Raw genomic sequence first — 17,714 nt, 5'->3', positions numbered from 1 at the left:
CTGCCCTTTTCGTCTTAGGGATATGCGCACAATGACGAAAGCGACTCTTCTCGCCGGTTCTCTGGTGCTCGCGACGGGTTGTGCCACATCGCCGCCGGCCGCCCGTCCGCTGCCGCAGACGCCCGCCGAGCACGTCGTGACGCCGGTCACCACCGCCCCCAGCAAGGCCCCCGAGCCGGTCAGGCCCACCGGCGACGCCATCAACGTGCACAAGGTCCGCTGGACCAAGGCCACGGCCGTCGCACGCGGCAAGCAGGTCAGGCTCACCTGGTGGTCGGGGGTGGAGCCGTGCACCGTGCTGGACAGGGTCAAGGTCAAGGAGACCGCCAAGAAGGTCACCGTCACCCTGTACGAGGGCACGTCCCCCAAGGCCAGGAACGTCTCCTGCATCATGCTGGCCGTGGAGAAGACCACCACCGTCAAGCTCAAGCACGCCCTCGGCAAGCGCAAGCTCGTGGACGGCGCGAAGCCCTAGGAGAGCCGCCGGCAGCCCTCGGGGACGGCCGGGTACGCGTCGGTCCAGCCGTTCCCCGGCAGGTACGTGACGGCGACCGGCACGTCCCCCGCGGCCCTGGCCTTGCGGGCGGACGTGGCGAGCGGCTCGCCGCTGCTCTGGTCGAGGACCAGCACGTCGGATGCCAGGTCGGCGAAGAAGCGCCACGACTCCGGCTCGGTGCGCACCTCCAGCCCCGGCCTGCCTTCGGGATCCCGGACGACGCCGCGCACGTCGGTGGTGGGCAGGGCGGCCAGAAGCCGGAGCACCGCGGCCCGCTGGCCGGGCCGCAGCGGCAGGGTCAGCAACTGGCCGAGGCCGTAGGGCAGGAACTGCTCGAACGACCGCCCGGAGCCCAGCTCGCGGTTCCGGGCGTGCAGCGCGCGCAGCCTCTTCCGCAGTTCCTCCTCCCCGGCGGGCAGGGCCGCGACGTCCTTCAGCGTCATCGTGGCGACCATGAGCGGGACGACTCCGGGGACGCCCCGGTGCCGGCTGTACCGGCAGTCCGGCTTCCCCTCCGTCCGCGACCACCGGAGCACGGGGTCCGCGGAGTGGTCCCGCGGGAACCACTGCTCCCGCCGGCCGACCTCCATGCGGCCGTTCTTCCTGCGCGTGGTGACGGTCACGGAGTAGTGCCAGTACCGGCCGGTCGCGACGGGCAGCCGCGCCACCCTGTCGGCCAGGTCGAGCGCGCCTGGTTGCGCGGCGGGGCCAGCACCGGCGCGGCATCCGGGCGCAGGGCGGCGGCCAGCGAGAAGACCAGCGCCACGACCGCCGCCGTGGCGAGCCCGGCCACCGTCCAGGCCCGGGACCGGCGCGGGGGCCGGGGCGGGGGCCGGTGCGGGGGCCGGTGCGGGGGCCGGTGCGGGGGCCGGTGCGGCGCGCGGGCGGCCTCGGCGCGGGCGCGGGCGCGCGCCACGACCTCGGGGGACGGCGGCCGGGCGGCGGGCAGCGCGCGGCCGAGCAGGTCCAGCTCATCCATCGAGGTCCTCCTTGAACGGGTTGGCGGCGCCGAGCGCCTTGCGAAGCTGCCTGCGCGCCCTGTTGAGCCGGGACGCGACGGTTCCGTACGGGATGTCCAGGGCGGCGGCGACCTCGGCGTGGGACAGGCCGCCCAGCGCGACCAGCAGGACCACGTCGCGGTCGCGCTGCTTGAGCGCGGCCAGGGCGCTGGCGAGCGGCCGGGTGAAGCGGGCGGCGTCCACGCGGTCGAGGACGTCCTCCTCGTGGCCCGCGTCCTGGCGGCCGGCCGCCCTGCCGATGGCCCGCCACCGTCTGACCTCGCTGCGGCGGTGGCGGGCGGCGAGGTTGGTGACGATCCCGTACAGCCAGGGCCTGGGCTCGCCCAGGGACGGGTCGTGCCCGCCGCCCAGGGCGATGACGAACACCTCGGCGGCCAGATCGTCGGCCACGTCCTCGGGGAGGCGGCGGGCGAGGTACCGGTGGATCTCGGCGAAGTGCAGGTCGAACAGGTCCGCCCCGCGATCGGGTGGAACTGCCAAGCGCCCGCCCCCGTTACGCGTGTTGTGTGGAATCACGGTGGTTGTTGCCCGATCGCCGGGAATGGTGTCACGCTCAGAGGGGTTGAGTCGGGTAGGCTCAAGTCGTTTGACAAAGACGACACGAATCCGTAGCTTGAGTCCAACCGACTCAACTTTGACTACAAGGACGTACTCATGGCACGTGCGGTAGGTATCGACCTTGGGACGACCAACTCCGTCGTCTCGATCCTCGAGGGCGGTGAGCCCACCGTCATCGCCAACGCGCAGGGCTCGCGGACCACGCCGTCCGTGGTCGCCTTCGCGAAGAACGGCGAGGTCCTGGTGGGCGAGGTCGCCAAGCGGCAGGCCGTCACCAACGTTGACCGGACGATCCGCTCGGTCAAGCGTGAGATGGGCACCAACTGGTCTCAGGAGATCGACGGCAAGAAGTTCTCCCCCCAGCAGATCAGCGCCTTCGTGCTGCAGAAGCTGAAGCAGGACGCCGAGGCGTACCTGGGCGAGAAGATCACCGACGCGGTGGTCACCGTCCCGGCCTACTTCAACGACGCCCAGCGCCAGGCCACCAAGGAGGCCGGCACGGTCGCGGGCCTCAACGTCCTGCGCATCATCAACGAGCCGACCGCCGCGGCCCTCGCCTACGGGCTCGACAAGGAGCAGGACCAGACGATCCTGGTCTTCGACCTCGGCGGCGGCACCTTCGACGTCTCGCTGCTCGACGTCGGCCAGGAGGACGGCCACGGCTTCGTCGAGGTCAAGGCCACCTCCGGCGACAACCACCTCGGTGGCGACGACTGGGACCAGCGCGTCGTCGACGAGCTGGTCAAGCGCTTCCAGAACGCCCACGGCGTCGACCTCGCCAAGGACAAGATGGCTCTCCAGCGCCTGCGTGAGGCCGCGGAGAAGGCCAAGATCGAGCTGTCCAGCCAGGCCGAGACCAACATCAACCTGCCCTACATCACCGCCTCCTCCGAGGGCCCGCTGCACCTCGACGAGAAGCTGACCAGGGCCGAGTTCCAGCGCCTGACGGCCGACCTGCTCGAGCGGACCAAGGGCCCGTTCCACCAGGTCATCAAGGACGCCGGCATCAAGGTCTCCGACATCGCGCACGTGGTGCTCGTCGGCGGCTCGACCCGCATGCCCGCCGTCACCGAGCTCGTCCGCGAGCTGACCGGCGGCAAGGAGCCCAACAAGGGCGTCAACCCCGACGAGGTCGTCGCCATCGGCGCCGCTCTCCAGGCCGGCGTGCTCAAGGGTGAGGTCAAGGACGTCCTCCTGCTCGACGTGACCCCGCTGTCGCTGGGCATCGAGACCAAGGGCGGCATCTTCACCAAGATCATCGAGCGCAACACGACGATCCCGACCAAGCGCTCGGAGGTCTTCACCACGGCCGAGGACAACCAGCCGTCGGTGCAGATCCAGGTCTACCAGGGCGAGCGCGAGATCGCCTCGTACAACAAGAAGCTGGCCACCTTCGAGCTGACCGGCATCGCCCCGGCGCCGCGCGGCATCCCGCAGATCGAGGTCACCTTCGACATCGACGCCAACGGCATCGTCAACGTCTCCGCCAAGGACCTCGGCACCGGCAAGGAGCAGACGATGACCATCACCGGCGGCTCCGCGCTGCCGAAGGACGACATCGAGCGCATGATGCGCGAGGCCGAGTCGTACGCCGAGGAGGACAAGAAGCGCCGCGAGGAGGCCGAGGTCCGCAACAACGCGGACGGTCTGGCCTACCAGACGGAGAAGTTCCTCCGCGAGAACGACGAGAAGGTCCCCGGCGACATCAAGACCGAGGTCAACGACGCCCTGTCGGAGCTGAAGAAGGCTCTTGAGGGCACCGACACCGACGTCATCCGCACCTCCGCGGAGAAGCTCGCCACGGTCAGCCAGAAGATGGGCTCGGCCATCTACGCCGCCAGCCAGGGCCAGCAGGCCGGCCCCGAGGGCGCTCCGCAGGACGCCTCGGCCGGTCAGGGCGCCAAGGCCGACGACGACGTGGTCGAGGCCGAGATCGTCGACGAAGACCAGCCGAAGAAGGACCAGTGATGCCGGCGCGCGACAACGGGCACGAGGAGCCGGTGATCCGCGACAAGCGCAAGATCGACCCGGAGACGGGCGAGGTTCGGGAGACCTCGGGCGAGCAGCCCGAGGCGCCCGCCGAGCAGGCGCCGGCGGCGGCCCACGACGGTGAGCTGGCGGCCCAGCTCGCCGAGCGGACCGCCGACCTCCAGCGCCTCCAGGCGGAGTACACGAACTACCGCAGAAGGGTCGAGCGCGACAGGGTCGCGGTCCGCGAGCAGGCCGTCGCCGGCGCGCTGACCGAGCTGCTCCCTGTGCTCGACGACATCGGACGGGCCCGTGACCACGGCGAGCTGACCGGTGGCTTCGCGAAGGTGGCGGAGTCGCTGGAGTCGGTGCTCACCAAGCTGGGCCTCAGCGCCTATGGCCAGAAGGGCGACCCGTTCGACCCGACGGTCCACGAGGCGCTGATGCACAGCTACTCGCCCGACGTGACCGAGCCCACCGCGATCGAGGTGCTCCAGCCCGGTTACCGGATGGGCGAGCGGGTGCTGCGCCCGGCGCGGGTGGCGGTGGCCGAGCCCGAGGACGCTCCTCCCGCGTCCAATGACGACGAAGCAAACTGACAAAAGGACGAAGGGCCGTAGATGAGCACCAAGGACTACCTGGAAAAGGACTACTACGCCGTCCTTGGTGTGCCCAAGACCGCCACCGCCGACGAGATCAAGAAGGCGTACCGGAAGCTGGCCAGGCAGTACCACCCGGACACCAACCAGGGCGACGCCGCCAAGGAGACCAAGTTCAAGGAGGTCTCCGAGGCGTACGACATCCTGTCCGACGGCAAGCGCCGCAAGGAGTACGACGAGGCGCGCACGCTGTTCGGGTCCGGGGTGGGCGGTCAGCGCCCCGGCGGTGGCGGTTTCCCGTTCGACTTCGGCGACCTGTTCGGCGGCACCGCCGGCCAGCAGGGCGGGGGCGCCGGTGAGCGGCTCGGCGACCTGTTCGGCGGGCTGTTCAACCGCGGTGGGGCGGGGGGCTCCACCCGCACGACCAGCGCCACCAGACCGCGCCGCGGCCAGGACGTCGAGTCCGAGGTCACGCTCTCGTTCACCGAGGCCGTCGAGGGCACCACGGTGTCGCTCAGGCTGACCAGCTCGGCCGCCTGCACCGCGTGCAGCGGCACCGGCGCCAAGGCGGGCACGACCCCCCGGGTCTGTCCCACCTGCGAGGGCACCGGCGCGGCCAGCCGCAACCTGGGCAACTTCGCCTTCTCCGAGCCCTGCCGCGACTGCAAGGGCCGCGGGCTGCTCGTGGACGACCCCTGCCCCGTGTGTGAGGGCAGCGGCCGGGCCAAGAGCACCCGCACGATCCAGGCCAGGATCCCCGCCGGCGTGGCCGACGGGCAGCGGGTCAAGCTCAAGGGCAAGGGCGCGCCGGGCGAGAACGGCGGCCCGGCCGGCGACCTCTACATCCTGACGCACGTCAAGCCGCACCCCGTGTTCGGCCGGATGGGCGACAACCTGACGATCACGGTTCCCGTGACGTTCTCGGAGGCCGCGCTGGGCGCCGAGATCAAGGTGCCGATCCTCAAGGGCATGCCGGTGACCCTGCGCGTCCCGGCGGGCACGCCCAACGGCCGCACATTCCGCGTGCGGGGCAGGGGCGTCACCCGCAAGGACGGCACCAAGGGTGACCTGCTCGCCAGCGTCGAGGTGCTCGTGCCGAAGACGCTCGACGACAAGTCGCGCGAGCTCCTCACCGAGTTCAACACCGCGACCGCGGGCGACGACCCGCGCGCCGATCTCATTCAGCGAGCCAGAAGCGAGTAGCCGATGGACGCCAACTATTTCGACCTGTCCGACGACACGCCTGTTTATGTGATTTCGGTGGCCGCGCAGCTCTCCGGGCTCCACCCGCAGACGCTGCGCCAGTACGACCGGCTCGGCCTGGTCAGCCCGGGCCGCACCGCCGGGCGCGGCCGCCTCTACTCCACAAGAGACATCATCCAGCTCCGCGAGGTCCAGCGGCTCTCCCAGGAGGAGGGCATCAACCTCGCGGGCATCAAGCGGATACTCGAGCTCGAGAACGAAGCTCTGCGGCTGCGTGAGGAGGTTCACCGCCTGCGCGCCGAGATGCGGATGGTCAGGGCGCTGATCCGCTACGAGCTGCCACCGGGGGCCTAGGTTATGGACTACAAGCTCACCCAGAAGAGCCAGGAAGCGCTCTCGGGCGCCATGCGGCGCGCCGCCGCCGAGGGCAACCCGGAGATCTCTCCGGCCCATCTGCTCTCCACGCTGCTCTCCCAGACGGGCGGCACGGCCGTGCCGCTGCTCGAAGCGGTCGGCGCCGACTGGCGCACGCTGCGGGCGCGCGTCGAGGAGCAGCTCGCGGCGCTGCCGAAGGCTCAGGGCGCGACAGTGGGCGCGCCGTCGAGCTCGCGGCAGCTCCTCACCGTCATGAACACCGCCGCCCAGCACGCCAACCGCCTCGAAGACCTCTATGTCTCCACCGAGCACCTGCTCGTCGGCCTGGCGGCCGACGGCGGCGCGATGGCCGAGCTGCTCAAGGCGCAGGGCGCGACCCCGCAGGCGCTGCTCGACGCCTTCGAGAAGGTACGCGGCCACGCCCGCGTCACCAGCGAGACGCCCGAGGACACCTACCAGGCGCTGGAGAAGTACGGCGTCGACCTGACCGAGCGGGCCCGCGGCGGCGGCCTCGACCCGGTGATCGGCCGCGATTCGGAGATCCGCCGCGTGGTCCAGGTGCTCAGCCGCCGCACGAAGAACAACCCGGTGCTGATCGGCGAGCCCGGCGTCGGCAAGACGGCCGTCGTCGAGGGCCTGGCCCAGCGCATCGTGGCCGGCGACGTGCCCGAGTCGCTGCGCAACAAGCGGCTGATCTCGCTCGACCTGGGCGCGATGGTGGCCGGCGCGAAGTACCGCGGCGAGTTCGAGGAGCGTCTCAAGGCCGTCCTCTCCGAGATCAAGGAGAGCAACGGGCAGATCGTGACGTTCATCGACGAGCTGCACACCGTCGTCGGCGCGGGGGCCGCCGAGGGCGCCATGGACGCCGGCAACATGCTCAAGCCCATGCTGGCCCGCGGCGAGCTGCGCATGATCGGCGCGACCACGCTCGACGAATACCGCGAGCGCATCGAGAAGGACCCCGCGCTGGAGCGCCGCTTCCAGCAGGTCTACGTGGGCGAGCCCACGGTCGAGGACACGATCGCGATCCTGCGCGGGCTCAAGGGCCGCTACGAGGCGCACCACCAGGTGCAGATCGCCGACAGCGCGCTGGTCGCCGCCGCCGCCCTGTCCGACCGCTACATCACCAACCGCTTCCTCCCCGACAAGGCCATCGACCTGGTCGACGAGGCCGCCTCGCGGCTGCGCATGGAGATCGACTCCCGTCCGGTGGAGATCGACCAGCTCCAGCGGAGCGTCGACCGCATGAAGATGGAGGAGCTGGCCCTGACGAAGGAGACCGACGAGGCGTCGGTCCAGAGGCTCGAACGCCTGCGTCAGGAGCTGGCCGACCGCCAGGAGGAGCTCAACGCCCTCGTCGGCCGCTGGGAGCACGAGAAGGCCGGGCTCAACAAGGTCGGCGAGCTGAAGAAGCAGCTCGACGAGGCCAGGGGCGCGGCCGAGCGGGCCCAGCGCGACGGCGACTTCGAGGCCGCCTCCCGGCTCATGTACGCCGAGGTGCCCCGGCTGGAGCAGGCCCTCCAGGCCGCCTCCGACGCCGCGCCGCCGGACAACGCCATGGTCAAGGAGGAGGTCGGCGCCGACGACATCGCCGAGGTCATCTCCTCCTGGACGGGCATCCCCGCCGGCCGCCTGCTGGAGGCCGAGACGGCCAAACTGCTGCGGATGGAGGAGGAGCTGGGCCGGCGGCTCATCGGCCAGCAGCAGGCCGTACAGGCCGTCTCCGACGCCGTACGCCGCAGCCGGGCCGGCATCGCCGACCCCGACCGTCCCACGGGCTCGTTCCTGTTCCTCGGGCCCACCGGCGTGGGCAAGACCGAGCTGGCCAAGGCGCTGGCGGAGTTCCTGTTCGACGACGAGCGGGCGATGACCCGCATCGACATGAGCGAGTACTCCGAGAAGCACAGCGTGGCCCGGCTCGTCGGCGCTCCTCCCGGCTACGTCGGCTACGAGGAGGGCGGCCAGCTCACCGAGGCCGTCCGGCGGCGGCCGTACACGGTGGTGCTGCTGGACGAGGTGGAGAAGGCGCACCCGGAGGTGTTCGACATCCTCCTCCAGGTGCTCGACGACGGACGGCTGACCGACGGCCAGGGCCGCACGGTCGACTTCCGCAACACGATCCTGATCCTGACCTCCAACATCGGCTCGCAGTTCCTGGTCGATCCGAAGCTGGAGAACGACGCCAAGCGCGAGGCCGTCATGGGGGCGGTGCGCGGCTCGTTCAAGCCGGAGTTCCTCAACCGGCTCGACGACGTCATCCTCTTCGACGCGCTCGGCTCCGAGGAGCTGGCCCAGATCGTCGACCTCCAGGTCGACCGCCTGGCCCGGCGCCTGTCCGACCGCCGGCTGACGCTGGAGGTCAGCCCGGCCGCCCGCGAATGGCTCTCGCTGACCGGCTACGACCCCATGTACGGCGCCCGCCCGCTGCGCCGCCTGGTCCAGTCGGCCATCGGCGACAAGCTGGCCAAGGCCGTGCTGTCCGGCGAGATCGCCGACGGCGACAAGGTCAGGGTGGAGCTCGGCGACGACGAGCTGGTCATCCAGCGCGGCTGAGACGGTCCCGGCGAGCCCGGAGATCCCCGCGGATCTCCGGGCTCCGGCATGTCATGCCAGGGTCATATCCCGTCGCCGCGGGGTAAGGTTCCCGCCACCCTTCGGACAAGCCGCACGCGACCGGCCGGACACGTGGCTAGCTTCGGCGTTCGTCAGATCACCGATTCCGATCAGAGGGACGTGCGGTGTCATCTCGTAAGATCCGAAGCATCCTCACGGTGGCCGCTCTGACCGCGGGCGTCACCTGGCCGGTCGCCGGTCCTTCGGTGGCCGACACCTGCCGGCCGTACTCCGAGGCGATCGCCTCCTACTGCGACGGCCACGCCAAGCTCCAGCTCAACGAGGGCAGGACGAACGGCCGCCGGGTGGTCACCGAGGAGGTGGGCAAGCTGGCCATGGCGGCCGGCGACATGGCCAGGCGGCTCGGCCTGACGGGTCTGGCGGCTGCCAGGTCCGCCATGGGCCCGCTGGCCGATCTCGGCGGCGTCGGGGCGACGTGGGGCATGCCCTCGCTGAACAGCACCTCGCCCGCGTTGTTCCCCGCGTCCGCCGGCGACAGCGGGATGCGTGACCTGGCCACGACGTTGCAGGTGCCCGCGCTGCCCGCCCTCCCCGCGCTGCCGCAGACGCCCGTCGCGGCCCGGGTGCCGGCCGAGATGACGCTCGGCGAGCGGCCCACCGCCCCCGCCTCGGCCCGCGCCGCGAAGTCGCCGCGTCAGGCGCGGCAGCCGGTGCGGGAGGTCGACGGCAATCTGATCTCGAACCTGCTGCCCAGGGCCGTGCAGAGCATCGAGGGCGCGTCGGCGCTGCCCGGCGGCTACCCGGCGATCGACGGCTTCAGCCGCCTGCTGCCCGGTCTCGACCTGCACTGAGCCAATGTGTCCGGGCGCGGGTCGTGCCTGCCGCGCCCGGCTTCCTCAACCGGGGGGCCGCGACCGCGCACTGTCGCGGCCCCTCCGGCCTGGCCTCAGCGTGTTGCGGCCCGTCCGGTGCCGGTTTCGCGGGCGCGCGACAAGACGGGCCCCGCGCGGGGCCCGGCGGCCGGCCTCCGCGACTAGGAGACGAGCTCGTCGAGCTCGTCCTCCGGAAGGCCGAGGTCGACCCTGATCCGGTAGCGCGTCCGCAGCAGCGCCACCTGCTCGGGGTCGCCCTCGTCGCAGCCCAGCACGGCCTGGGTGGCCCATTCGAGGCCGCCCCGCAGATCGCCGTAGGCGACCAGGGTCTCCGCGATGGTGTGGGCGGTCGCCGTGGAGACGTCGCCCTCCGCGCGGATGGTCTCGATGAGCTCCCGGGCCTCGTCGGGCCGTTCGAGCTCGAAGAGGGTGTCGGCGATGCCCGCGCGCGGGTCGAAGCCCGCGTCGCCGCCGTCCTCCACGGCGCGCTGGAAACACTCCATCGCGCGTGCGGGCTGTCCCGCCGCTCGCCACTCCTCGGCGGCGAGGACGAGGATGGACGCCCTGGAGACGTCGCCGGACGAATAACCGAGCGCGACGTCGTAAAGCCGACTGGCCAAGGAACTGTGGTCGTCGGCCAGCAGGGCCTGCTCCAGCAGACGATCAAGGTGCTCTCGGGTCACATGCGCCACACCTGCGAGACTACCGAGCCGTCAGGCGCTTTGCCCGGTCAATGCGCATCGCCGGTCACATGCAAATTCGGCAACGTCTCGTCCAAGCCTGGTCACGCTGTGCGTGTATACGCAGGTCAACGGGCATATACGGCATGCTTTGCGGTACGCGGGCGGAAGGGGCTGTAATGGGCATGTCTCGACAGATGACCTTCACGCTGGCTTGCGTCGTCGTTCTCTCGGCTCTCGGGCCCGGCGTGGCCGGGTATCTGTCGGCCCGCCTGGAGGCGATCCGGACGGCCGAACGCAACCTGCACGCGCTGCAGGCCAGGCTCGACATCCGGCAGGCCCGGGACGTCCGGCCGGTGTCGTTCCCCCTGCCCTGCCTGCGCACGCCGGTGACGCCGCGCATCCAGCAGGTGCCCGCCACCGCGCTGGGCGACCGGCAGCTCACCCGGCGCCGGCACCGGGAGCCGGCGCCCCTGGCGCCCGAGCCGCGGCAGCGGGCCGCGCCCGGCGCCCAGCGACCGGTCATCGCCGGTACGGCCCGGTGATCCGGCCGGCGACCACGGACCGCACGGCCCGGGCGAGCCCGAGCGCGACGCGGACCGGCCCACGCCGGTGGCGGGGGTGGCGGGGGTCGAAGGGGGCACTGCGCTTGAAGGCGGACGGCGGAAGATCGTACATCTTCACCTCCGAAGAGACCCGTGACGGACAGTGACGATCGCTCGTCGCTGTCATGCCCAGATCCCGGTCAGCGTCCCACCTCGCCCTCGGTCAGCACGTGCGGCGACCACGACTTGAGCTGCCGCGACAGGAACCCCCGCATCAGGTGCTTGGCGGCGTCGATGATGTCGGGCGCGCCGGCCGGGTCGCGCCGGAAGGCCAGCTTGAGCACCGCGTCGCCGGCCTCGACCGCGACCAGCACGGCCAGGTCGAGCATCTCGCTGTCGGCCAGCCCGAACTCCTTGAGCAGCAGGCCGCGCAGCCTGCCCGCGATGACCGTGTTGTTCTCGGAGTCGGAGTCGAGCAGGTTGAGGTCGACGACGTCGCCGAAGTGCAGGCTCCGGAAGCCGGGGACCGTGCGGTGCATGTCGACGTACTCGTCGATGATCGCGTCGACGGCCTCCCACCAGCCGCGGTACTCCTCCTCCATGAACCGCAGGCCCACCCGCGCCACGAACTGCTCGACGTTGCGCCGGGTGAGCTCCTGGGTGATGGCCCGCTTGTCGGGGAAGAACTGGTAGACCGAACCGATCGCGACGCCTGCCCGCTCGGCTATGCGGGTGGTGGACAGGGCCTCGTAGCCGGTCTCGTCGAGGAGTTCGGCGCAGGCGTCGAGCATGCGCTCGACGCGCCGGGCGCTGCGGCGTTGGGCCGGCTGCCGCCGGAGAGCTTTGGGGTGGACGCAGTCATCATCCATTTGCGGCGAAGACACGGATTCATCTTCTCTCGTCTGCACGATCGTTACCTACTCATTTGCGGGATTTCTCGGATGACTGCCCGCCGCGTCGTCCATGGCGAAATCCATGGGGCGGCGTAACCGAATTTCCGTACTGGTCGGCGCGCCGAATCCGGACCGGCTCGCGGCCCGCGGCCCAGCGCGGACGCCTGGTGGCCCGGCGCGGCTCCCACGAGACGAGGCCCCCGGATAACATCCCGCCGATGATATGTTCGATAAAAGTTCCCCGACGGTGGCCGCCATATTGTTCGGCACAATGCCCGGGACACTATATTGCGAGACGATATTTCGCGAATAATCTTCAATTCGAGCGATATCGGCGACCGCGAGCCGGCCCGGAGGCGCCGTCCTCGCGCGACGGCGCCCGCCGCGGAGCGGCTGCGCTGCGCCCAGCGGGCCACTGCGGTGCGGCTGCGCGCTGCCCGGTGGCCCGCTGCGGGGTGGCTGCGCTGCGCCCAGTGGCCAGCCTCGTTCGTGCGGTGCCACGGCCGGGCGGTCGCCGCCGGCAGCGCCGGGGTGACGAACGGGTCCCTGCGCGCCGCGACGAGCCGCACCGGCACCGGCAGCCGGAACGCGCCGACGGCGGGTGTCCGGGGAGTCGTGCGGCAGGATGGCGGCGGGGTCACCCGCCTCGGAGACCGCCGGACGCACCCCGCCGCACCCGACCCGCCGCATGGCGACCTCCTATTGGACGAACTGTCCGGAGGATAGATCGATCATGGCCGCGCGGCCAGCCCCGAGCACGTGCGCAGCGCCTTCCAGTCGCTCACGGCCTGGGTCCTGGCCGCGCCCGTCATGGGGATCGGGATGCCGCCCTGGATCGTGGCCGGGGTCCACTGGTCCTTGAGCACCTTGCGGCCGTTGATCGTCAACGTCAGCACGCCGGTCCTGCCCGTGGTGCCCGGGGTGGAGTTGTAGAAGACGAAGTTGCCCATGCCGTAGCTGACGTAGGCGTTGTCCAGGTACCCGGCGCCGAGCAGGATGTGCGCGTGCCCGCCGACCACGACGTCGGCGCCCGCCGCGACCAGCTTGGGGGCGAGCGAGCGCTGGGCCTCGTTGGGGCATTTCTGCATCTCGGTGCCCCAGTGCAGGTGCACGATGACGGTGTCGGAGTTCTTGCGCGCCTGGCGTACGGCCCTCAGCAGGCTCGCCTCGTCCTTGGCCGAGGCCAGTCCGCCCTTGTCGGCCGTGGCCGTCCACGACTGGATGAACTCGGCGTCGAGCACCTGCGTCGCACCGATGATCGACACCCGGTTGCCGTTCACCGTCCTGCGGAAGGGTTTGTAGGCCTGCGCGGCGTTCGCCCCGATGCCCACGATCGGGAACTTGCTGCGCTTGATGGCCGCCAGCGAGTCGGCCAGGCCGCTCTCCATGTAGTCCATGCCGTGGTTGTTGGCCATGGAGGCGACGTCCACCCCGGCCGCCTTGAGCGCGTTGAACGCGGTCGCCGGCGCGCGGAAGGTGAACTGCTTGCCGGGCGCGGGCGTCCCGGCCGTGGTGATGGCGGTCTCCAGGTTGACCATCGTCAGGTCGGCCTTGCGCAGCACGTTCGCGATGGGCCCGAGCGCGGTGCCCGGGTTGGCGAGCCGGCCGCGCAGGACGCCCTCGAAGTGCACGTCGCCGCCGAAGGAGATGGTGAACGGCCGCCGCGTGGGCTTCGGCTTCGAGCTCGGCGACCCGGCCGCCTGCTGCTCGACCTGCTTGCTCTGCGGCTCTTTGTCAGGCGCCGACGAGCACGCCGCGAGGGAGGCGGCGACGACCAGCACCGGTAGAACACGGGGGAGTCTCATCTACCGCCATTTCCGCTTGATCCAGACTTTTACGGATCGAGCATTCTATGGGCGGCAGATTAGGACTTGGTATCACCACTTCCCATCAACCAGGCCAAAGCGGACCTGGTGGCGTCGTCCTTGGGGCTGTAGACGATCAGCCGCGTCTCGGGCGTGGCGGAGACGTTCAGGCTGGTCGTGCTGAAGCGGAGGTCGCCGGCGACCTCGTGCTTGAAGACCTTCACGCGGGGGCCCGGCTCGGCCACGTCCTGCCTGGCCCACATGCGGGCGAACTCGGCGCTCTCCGCGCTCAGCCGCCGCACGAAGTCCTGCCAGCAGGGGTCGTCGGCGTGCCGGCTGTAGGCGCCCCTGAAGACCGCGACCGCGCGCGGCAGCTCCGATTCGCGGTTGACGAGGGTGGTCGTGGCCCGCGTGTTGACGAACGTCTGCCACAACGAGTTCCGCTCGCCGTCCGGGGCCTCGACGACGTGCGGGAACAGGGTGGCGTAGGCGGCGTTCCAGGCCAGCAGGTCGGAACGGCTGTTGGTGACGGACGCGGGCATGTCGCCGAGCTGGTCGAGGATGCCCTGCATCTCGGGCGGCATGCGGCTGGCGTCGGCGACGGCGGGGGCCTCGGCCTGGCCGGTGAGCCGGTAGAGGTGCTGACGCTCGGCGTTGTCCAGCATGAGCGTACGGGCGACGGCGTCGATCACCTGGCCGCTGACGTTGATCGGCCGGCCCTGCTCCAGCCACGTGTACCAGGTGACGCCCACCCCGGCGAGCTGGGCGACCTCCTCGCGGCGCAGCCCCGGCGTACGCCTGCGGGGGCCCGGCGCGAGGTTCACCATCTCGGGGGTGATGCGCTCCCGGCGGGTCCGGAGGAACGCCGCCAGATCCGTACGTCTTGCCTCGGTCACGGTCACACCTCCACTATGGGGGCATCCGCGCACACTTATCCAGGTGCCGCCAATACCAGTATAAAGGGACTCTCGTTACTGGTATCGGGTTCGCAGAATAATGAAACACATGACCGAATCCGCCACAGTAGTCTCTCCTGTCCAGGTCACCCCACCGGACAGGGCCAAGGCCAGCGGTCTGCTCCTCGCAGTGATCCTCGTCGGGCAGTTCCTGGCCATCCTCAACGTCAACATCGTCAACGTGGCCACCCCGACCATCGAGGCGGACCTGCACTCCTCCGGCGCGGGGCTGCAGATGATCGTCGCCGGCTACACCATCGTCTATGCCGTCCTTCTGATCACCGGCGCCCGGATCGGCGACCTCTTCGGTTACCGCAACGCCTTCCTCGGCGGCCTGGCCGTGTTCACCGTCACCACGCTCGGCGCCGGCCTCGCGCCCTCGACGGGCTGGCTGATCGGCTTCCGCCTCGCCCAAGGCGCCGGCGCGGCCATGATGATGCCGCAGGTGCTGACCCTGATCCAGCGCAACTACCAGGGCGCGGCCCGCGGACGGGCGATCGGGCTCTGGTCACTGGTGATCAGCGGCGGCATCGTCGTGGGCCAGGCGCTCGGCGGCATCCTGCTCGGGTTCGGAGCCGGCTGGCGGGTGGTGTTCCTGGTGCTCGTGCCGGTCGGGGCGGTGCTGCTCGGCATCGGGTTCCGCGCCCTGCCCGCCGACGAGGGCGGCGGCAGGACCGGGCTCGACCCGTGGGGCCTGGTGACCCTGTCCGCGGCCGTGCTGCTGTTCGTGGTGCCGCTGGTGCTCGGACGTGACCTGGGCTGGCCCGTCTGGGGCTGGGTGTCGATGGGGCTCAGTGTCGTGATGTTCGTGGCGTTCGTCCGGGTCGAGCGCTGGGTGACCGGTCGGGGCGGGCGGCCGCTGGTGGACGCCAAGGTGCTGGCCGCGCCGGGCATGCGTCCCGGCCTGGCGATCCTGCTGTTCGGCCCGGCGACCTGGGGCGCGTTCCTGTTCACCTCGGCCCTGCACCTCCAGGGCGACCTGCACCTCTCCCCGCTCGGCTCGGGCATGATGCTGGTGCCGTGCGCGCTCGCCTTCGGCATCGTCGGCCTGCTGTGGCCGCGGCTGCCCGCGGGGCTGCAGCGCCCGCTCGTCCCGGTCGGTTACGTGGTGGCCGCGCCCGCCTACCTCGGCCTCGGCCTCGCCGCCGACGGCGGCGTCCTGTACGCGGTCATGAGCGCCCTCATCGGCGCCGGGCTAGGCGTGCAGGTGGCGGTGACCAACATGGCGACCGAGCAGGTGGACGGCGCCTACGCGGCGGACGCGAGCGGCGCGCTGCTCACCGTGATGCAGCTCGGCCAGGTCATCGGCGTCTCGACCGTGGGCACCCTGTTCATCTCGCTGAGCCAGGGCCACGGGACCGTCTCGGCCTCCCTCATGGCCGCCGTCGCGATGGCGGGCCTGGCCGTACTGGCGGGCCTGAGCAGCCTCTTCCTGGTCCGCCGCCGGGCCATGCGCTGACCGGCCGGCCCGGCGCGCGCGATGTTTCGGGGAGAAGGGGGCCCTGGGGCTCGGCGCGCGAGGGGCCAGGGCCGTTGGGCGGCCGAAGTGCGGTCGTGGCCGTCCGGGCTCGTCCTGAGCGGCCCTGCGAGGGTGTGCCACCAACTCGCCAGGGCCGCTTTTCACGCGCTGGCGGCCAGGGAGTCCAGGTCGAACTCACCGCCGCGCACGCCGGCCGTGAAGGCGGCCCACTCGGACGGCGTGAAGACGAGCACCGGGCCGTCCTGCACCTTGCTGTCCCGCAGGGCGACGTTGCCGTCGCCCAGAGGTGCGACCTCGACGCAAGAAGACGCTCCGTTGCAGAAGCTGCTCTTCCGCCAGGCCCGGATCGTAGTAGTGGTGTGCATTTTCTCCCCAAAAGGTATAGGCAGGCCCCTTTGCCTGCCTACTGGGACCGCGCGCTCTAGCGCCGCCACAACATGGCTTTGCGTTGGATGAGTACGCGGGATTCGTCCTCGTCGAGTGCCTCTGCCCACATGTGGTCAAAAGCGTTCTCATAGCCGGCGACTCGTTCGAGGTCCTCTACGAAGTGAGCAGTGTACAAGTGCTCCAAATAGACGACATCGTCGAAACCGGTGAACTTCAGATGAATGAACGCCCCGGTATTGACCGGATGGAGCGAGTCCAGCGGCAACACCCGGACGTTGACGTGCGGCAACAGGGAGACCTCGATGAGGTGTTCCATCTGCTCCCGCATGACCGAGGGCTCCCCGAAGCGCCGCATCAGCACCGCTTCGTCGAGCACCACGTTGAGGCGGCAGGGATCGGGCCGGTGCAGAACCCGTTGCTGCCGGTCGAGGCGGGCCTCGACGCGACTGCGCACGCCGCTGTGCGTGATCCGGACGATTCCGCGCGCGGAGAGGATGACCTCTCGCGCGTAGTCCTCGGTCTGGAGGAGACCGGACACCAACTGGGGTTCCCAGTTGCGCTGAACCGTCGCCTCCGCCTCCAGCCCGAGAAGCCTGATGTACTCCTCGGGCAGGGAGTCTTCATAATCTTCCCACCACCCACGCTGCTCCGCATCTCGCAGGAGGCCGAAGAGTTCGTCAAGTCTGTCGCCGTCGAGGCTGTAGAGCTCGCCCAGCGCCTTGATGTCGGCGGCGCTCGGCATGGTCTTCGCGGCTTCGATGCGGCTGACCTTGCTGGCCGACCAGCCGAGCTCGCGCGCCGCCCGGGCCCCGGTGAACTTCCGTCGTTCGCGAAGGAGGCGCAACTCCTGGCCTAGGCGGAGCCTGCGCACTGTCGGACTGCCCTGCTGCGATGGCACCGTCCACTCTCCTTGTCGGGAATGAAGGTGTGGCGGGAACGGATCGTTTGGCAACCCGGTTTGTGGGCCGTTCACTCAATCTTACACTGCAACTTGCACGAACTCTGCCGCATGGGGTTGCCCGAAGGCTTTCACGGAGAGAGCGTGGGAGCAAGACAAGGCTTCACGTAGGTATAGAGGTCAGGGGGAGGATTTACGGCCGTCCTGGAGGTCTCATGTGCCCCTGACAGAACGCGTGCAAGTTGCACGGCAACTAGAACAGCAATCTGCGAAGAAACTTAATTCTTCCCTTGCTCGATGTATTGCAGCATCACCGAACGCGGAGGACGATCGAGCCAGGAGGGTTCTCGACCGACGAGGGGAGGCCGGGATGACGAAACGGCCCCGCACGTCGGGCTCTCCGCTC

Annotated in this window: 18 protein-coding genes and 1 pseudogene; 9 read left to right on the top strand and 10 right to left on the bottom strand. The window is 70.4% G+C overall.

Going from position 1 to position 17,714, the window contains the following annotated elements; genetic code table 11:
• Positions 1–31: 31 nt before the first annotated feature.
• Positions 32–475 (top strand): hypothetical protein, encoded by a 444-nt coding sequence (locus tag ACIBST_RS18015; protein ID WP_397172849.1) that lies wholly within the window; start codon positions 32–34, stop codon positions 473–475.
• On the opposite strand, the gene ACIBST_RS18010 is transcribed toward ACIBST_RS18015, so the two are convergent.
• Genes ACIBST_RS18010 through ACIBST_RS18000 form a run of 3 tightly spaced genes read right to left on the bottom strand, consistent with a single transcriptional unit; the run spans position 472 to position 1,995 of the window.
• Positions 472–1,164, bottom strand: a complete 693-nt coding sequence (locus ACIBST_RS18010; protein ID WP_397172848.1) for a hypothetical protein — start codon at positions 1,162–1,164, stop codon at positions 472–474. The genes ACIBST_RS18015 and ACIBST_RS18010 overlap by 4 nt on opposite strands.
• On the bottom strand, positions 1,116–1,475 hold the full coding sequence (locus ACIBST_RS18005; protein WP_397172846.1) for a hypothetical protein: 360 nt from the start codon (positions 1,473–1,475) through the stop codon (positions 1,116–1,118). The genes ACIBST_RS18010 and ACIBST_RS18005 overlap by 49 nt, the downstream gene beginning before the upstream one ends.
• A complete protein-coding gene (locus ACIBST_RS18000; protein WP_397172845.1) occupies positions 1,468–1,995 on the bottom strand; it encodes an RNA polymerase sigma factor in 528 nt (175 codons plus the stop codon). The genes ACIBST_RS18005 and ACIBST_RS18000 overlap by 8 nt, the downstream gene beginning before the upstream one ends.
• 174 nt (positions 1,996–2,169) lie before the next feature.
• On the opposite strand from ACIBST_RS18000, the gene dnaK reads away from it, so the two are divergent.
• The 6 genes and pseudogenes from dnaK to ACIBST_RS17970 all read left to right on the top strand — a co-directional run bounded on the left by dnaK (position 2,170) and on the right by ACIBST_RS17970 (position 9,643).
• Entirely contained in the window at positions 2,170–4,041 is a 1,872-nt protein-coding gene (gene dnaK / locus ACIBST_RS17995) for a molecular chaperone DnaK (protein WP_397172843.1), read from the top strand.
• Positions 4,041–4,640, top strand: coding sequence for a nucleotide exchange factor GrpE (gene grpE, locus ACIBST_RS17990; RefSeq protein WP_357966251.1), 600 nt, complete (start codon positions 4,041–4,043; stop codon positions 4,638–4,640). Before dnaK ends, grpE begins: the two co-directional genes overlap by 1 nt.
• 21 nt (positions 4,641–4,661) lie before the next feature.
• On the top strand, positions 4,662–5,843 hold the full coding sequence (gene dnaJ, locus ACIBST_RS17985; RefSeq protein ID WP_397172842.1) for a molecular chaperone DnaJ: 1,182 nt from the start codon (positions 4,662–4,664) through the stop codon (positions 5,841–5,843).
• Positions 5,844–5,846: 3 nt separating this feature from the next.
• Positions 5,847–6,170, top strand: a pseudogene (locus tag ACIBST_RS17980) (heat shock protein transcriptional repressor HspR); the annotation flags it as partial.
• Between the two features lie 30 nt (positions 6,171–6,200).
• Positions 6,201–8,771, top strand: coding sequence for an ATP-dependent chaperone ClpB (gene clpB / locus ACIBST_RS17975; protein ID WP_397172840.1), 2,571 nt, complete (start codon positions 6,201–6,203; stop codon positions 8,769–8,771).
• Positions 8,772–8,989: 218 nt separating this feature from the next.
• Positions 8,990–9,643, top strand: a complete 654-nt coding sequence (locus ACIBST_RS17970; RefSeq protein ID WP_397172839.1) for a hypothetical protein — start codon at positions 8,990–8,992, stop codon at positions 9,641–9,643.
• 182 nt (positions 9,644–9,825) lie between these two features.
• On the opposite strand, the gene ACIBST_RS17965 is transcribed toward ACIBST_RS17970, so the two are convergent.
• The gene (locus tag ACIBST_RS17965) at positions 9,826–10,347 is read right to left on the bottom strand and encodes a tetratricopeptide repeat protein (protein WP_397172837.1); all 522 of its coding nucleotides are present in this window, start codon (positions 10,345–10,347) and stop codon (positions 9,826–9,828) included.
• Positions 10,348–10,529: 182 nt separating this feature from the next.
• Between ACIBST_RS17965 and ACIBST_RS17960 the strand changes: the two genes are divergently transcribed.
• The gene (locus ACIBST_RS17960) at positions 10,530–10,889 is read left to right on the top strand and encodes a hypothetical protein (RefSeq protein WP_397172835.1); all 360 of its coding nucleotides are present in this window, start codon (positions 10,530–10,532) and stop codon (positions 10,887–10,889) included.
• On the opposite strand, the gene ACIBST_RS17955 is transcribed toward ACIBST_RS17960, so the two are convergent.
• From ACIBST_RS17955 to ACIBST_RS17940, 4 genes are all read right to left on the bottom strand, one after another.
• Positions 10,867–11,022 (bottom strand): hypothetical protein, encoded by a 156-nt coding sequence (locus ACIBST_RS17955; RefSeq protein ID WP_397172833.1) that lies wholly within the window; start codon positions 11,020–11,022, stop codon positions 10,867–10,869. The genes ACIBST_RS17960 and ACIBST_RS17955 overlap by 23 nt on opposite strands.
• A gap of 67 nt (positions 11,023–11,089) precedes the next feature.
• The gene (locus ACIBST_RS17950) at positions 11,090–11,680 is read right to left on the bottom strand and encodes a TetR/AcrR family transcriptional regulator (protein WP_397173527.1); all 591 of its coding nucleotides are present in this window, start codon (positions 11,678–11,680) and stop codon (positions 11,090–11,092) included.
• Between the two features lie 833 nt (positions 11,681–12,513).
• Positions 12,514–13,587 (bottom strand): CapA family protein, encoded by a 1,074-nt coding sequence (locus ACIBST_RS17945; RefSeq protein WP_397172831.1) that lies wholly within the window; start codon positions 13,585–13,587, stop codon positions 12,514–12,516.
• Positions 13,588–13,646: 59 nt separating this feature from the next.
• Positions 13,647–14,483: a helix-turn-helix transcriptional regulator gene (locus ACIBST_RS17940; RefSeq protein ID WP_397172830.1), complete on the bottom strand. Its 837-nt coding sequence runs from the start codon at positions 14,481–14,483 to the stop codon at positions 13,647–13,649.
• A gap of 109 nt (positions 14,484–14,592) precedes the next feature.
• Here ACIBST_RS17940 and ACIBST_RS17935 point away from each other — a divergent pair, with 109 nt between their 5' ends.
• Entirely contained in the window at positions 14,593–16,002 is a 1,410-nt protein-coding gene (locus tag ACIBST_RS17935) for an MFS transporter (RefSeq protein WP_397172828.1), read from the top strand.
• Positions 16,003–16,163: 161 nt separating this feature from the next.
• Here the strand turns inward: ACIBST_RS17935 and ACIBST_RS17930 are convergent, their stop codons facing one another.
• Entirely contained in the window at positions 16,164–16,388 is a 225-nt protein-coding gene (locus tag ACIBST_RS17930) for a DUF397 domain-containing protein (protein ID WP_397172827.1), read from the bottom strand.
• A gap of 56 nt (positions 16,389–16,444) precedes the next feature.
• Positions 16,445–17,308 (bottom strand): helix-turn-helix transcriptional regulator, encoded by an 864-nt coding sequence (locus ACIBST_RS17925; protein WP_352319091.1) that lies wholly within the window; start codon positions 17,306–17,308, stop codon positions 16,445–16,447.
• Positions 17,309–17,714: the final 406 nt, after the last annotated feature.

Origin of the sequence: Nonomuraea sp. NPDC049684 (genome assembly GCF_044465345.1) — a bacterium.
Lineage (GTDB): Bacteria > Actinomycetota > Actinomycetes > Streptosporangiales > Streptosporangiaceae > Nonomuraea.
The sequence above is the reverse complement of the archived record's forward strand: the minus strand, read 5'-3'. Positions and strand labels throughout refer to the sequence as shown.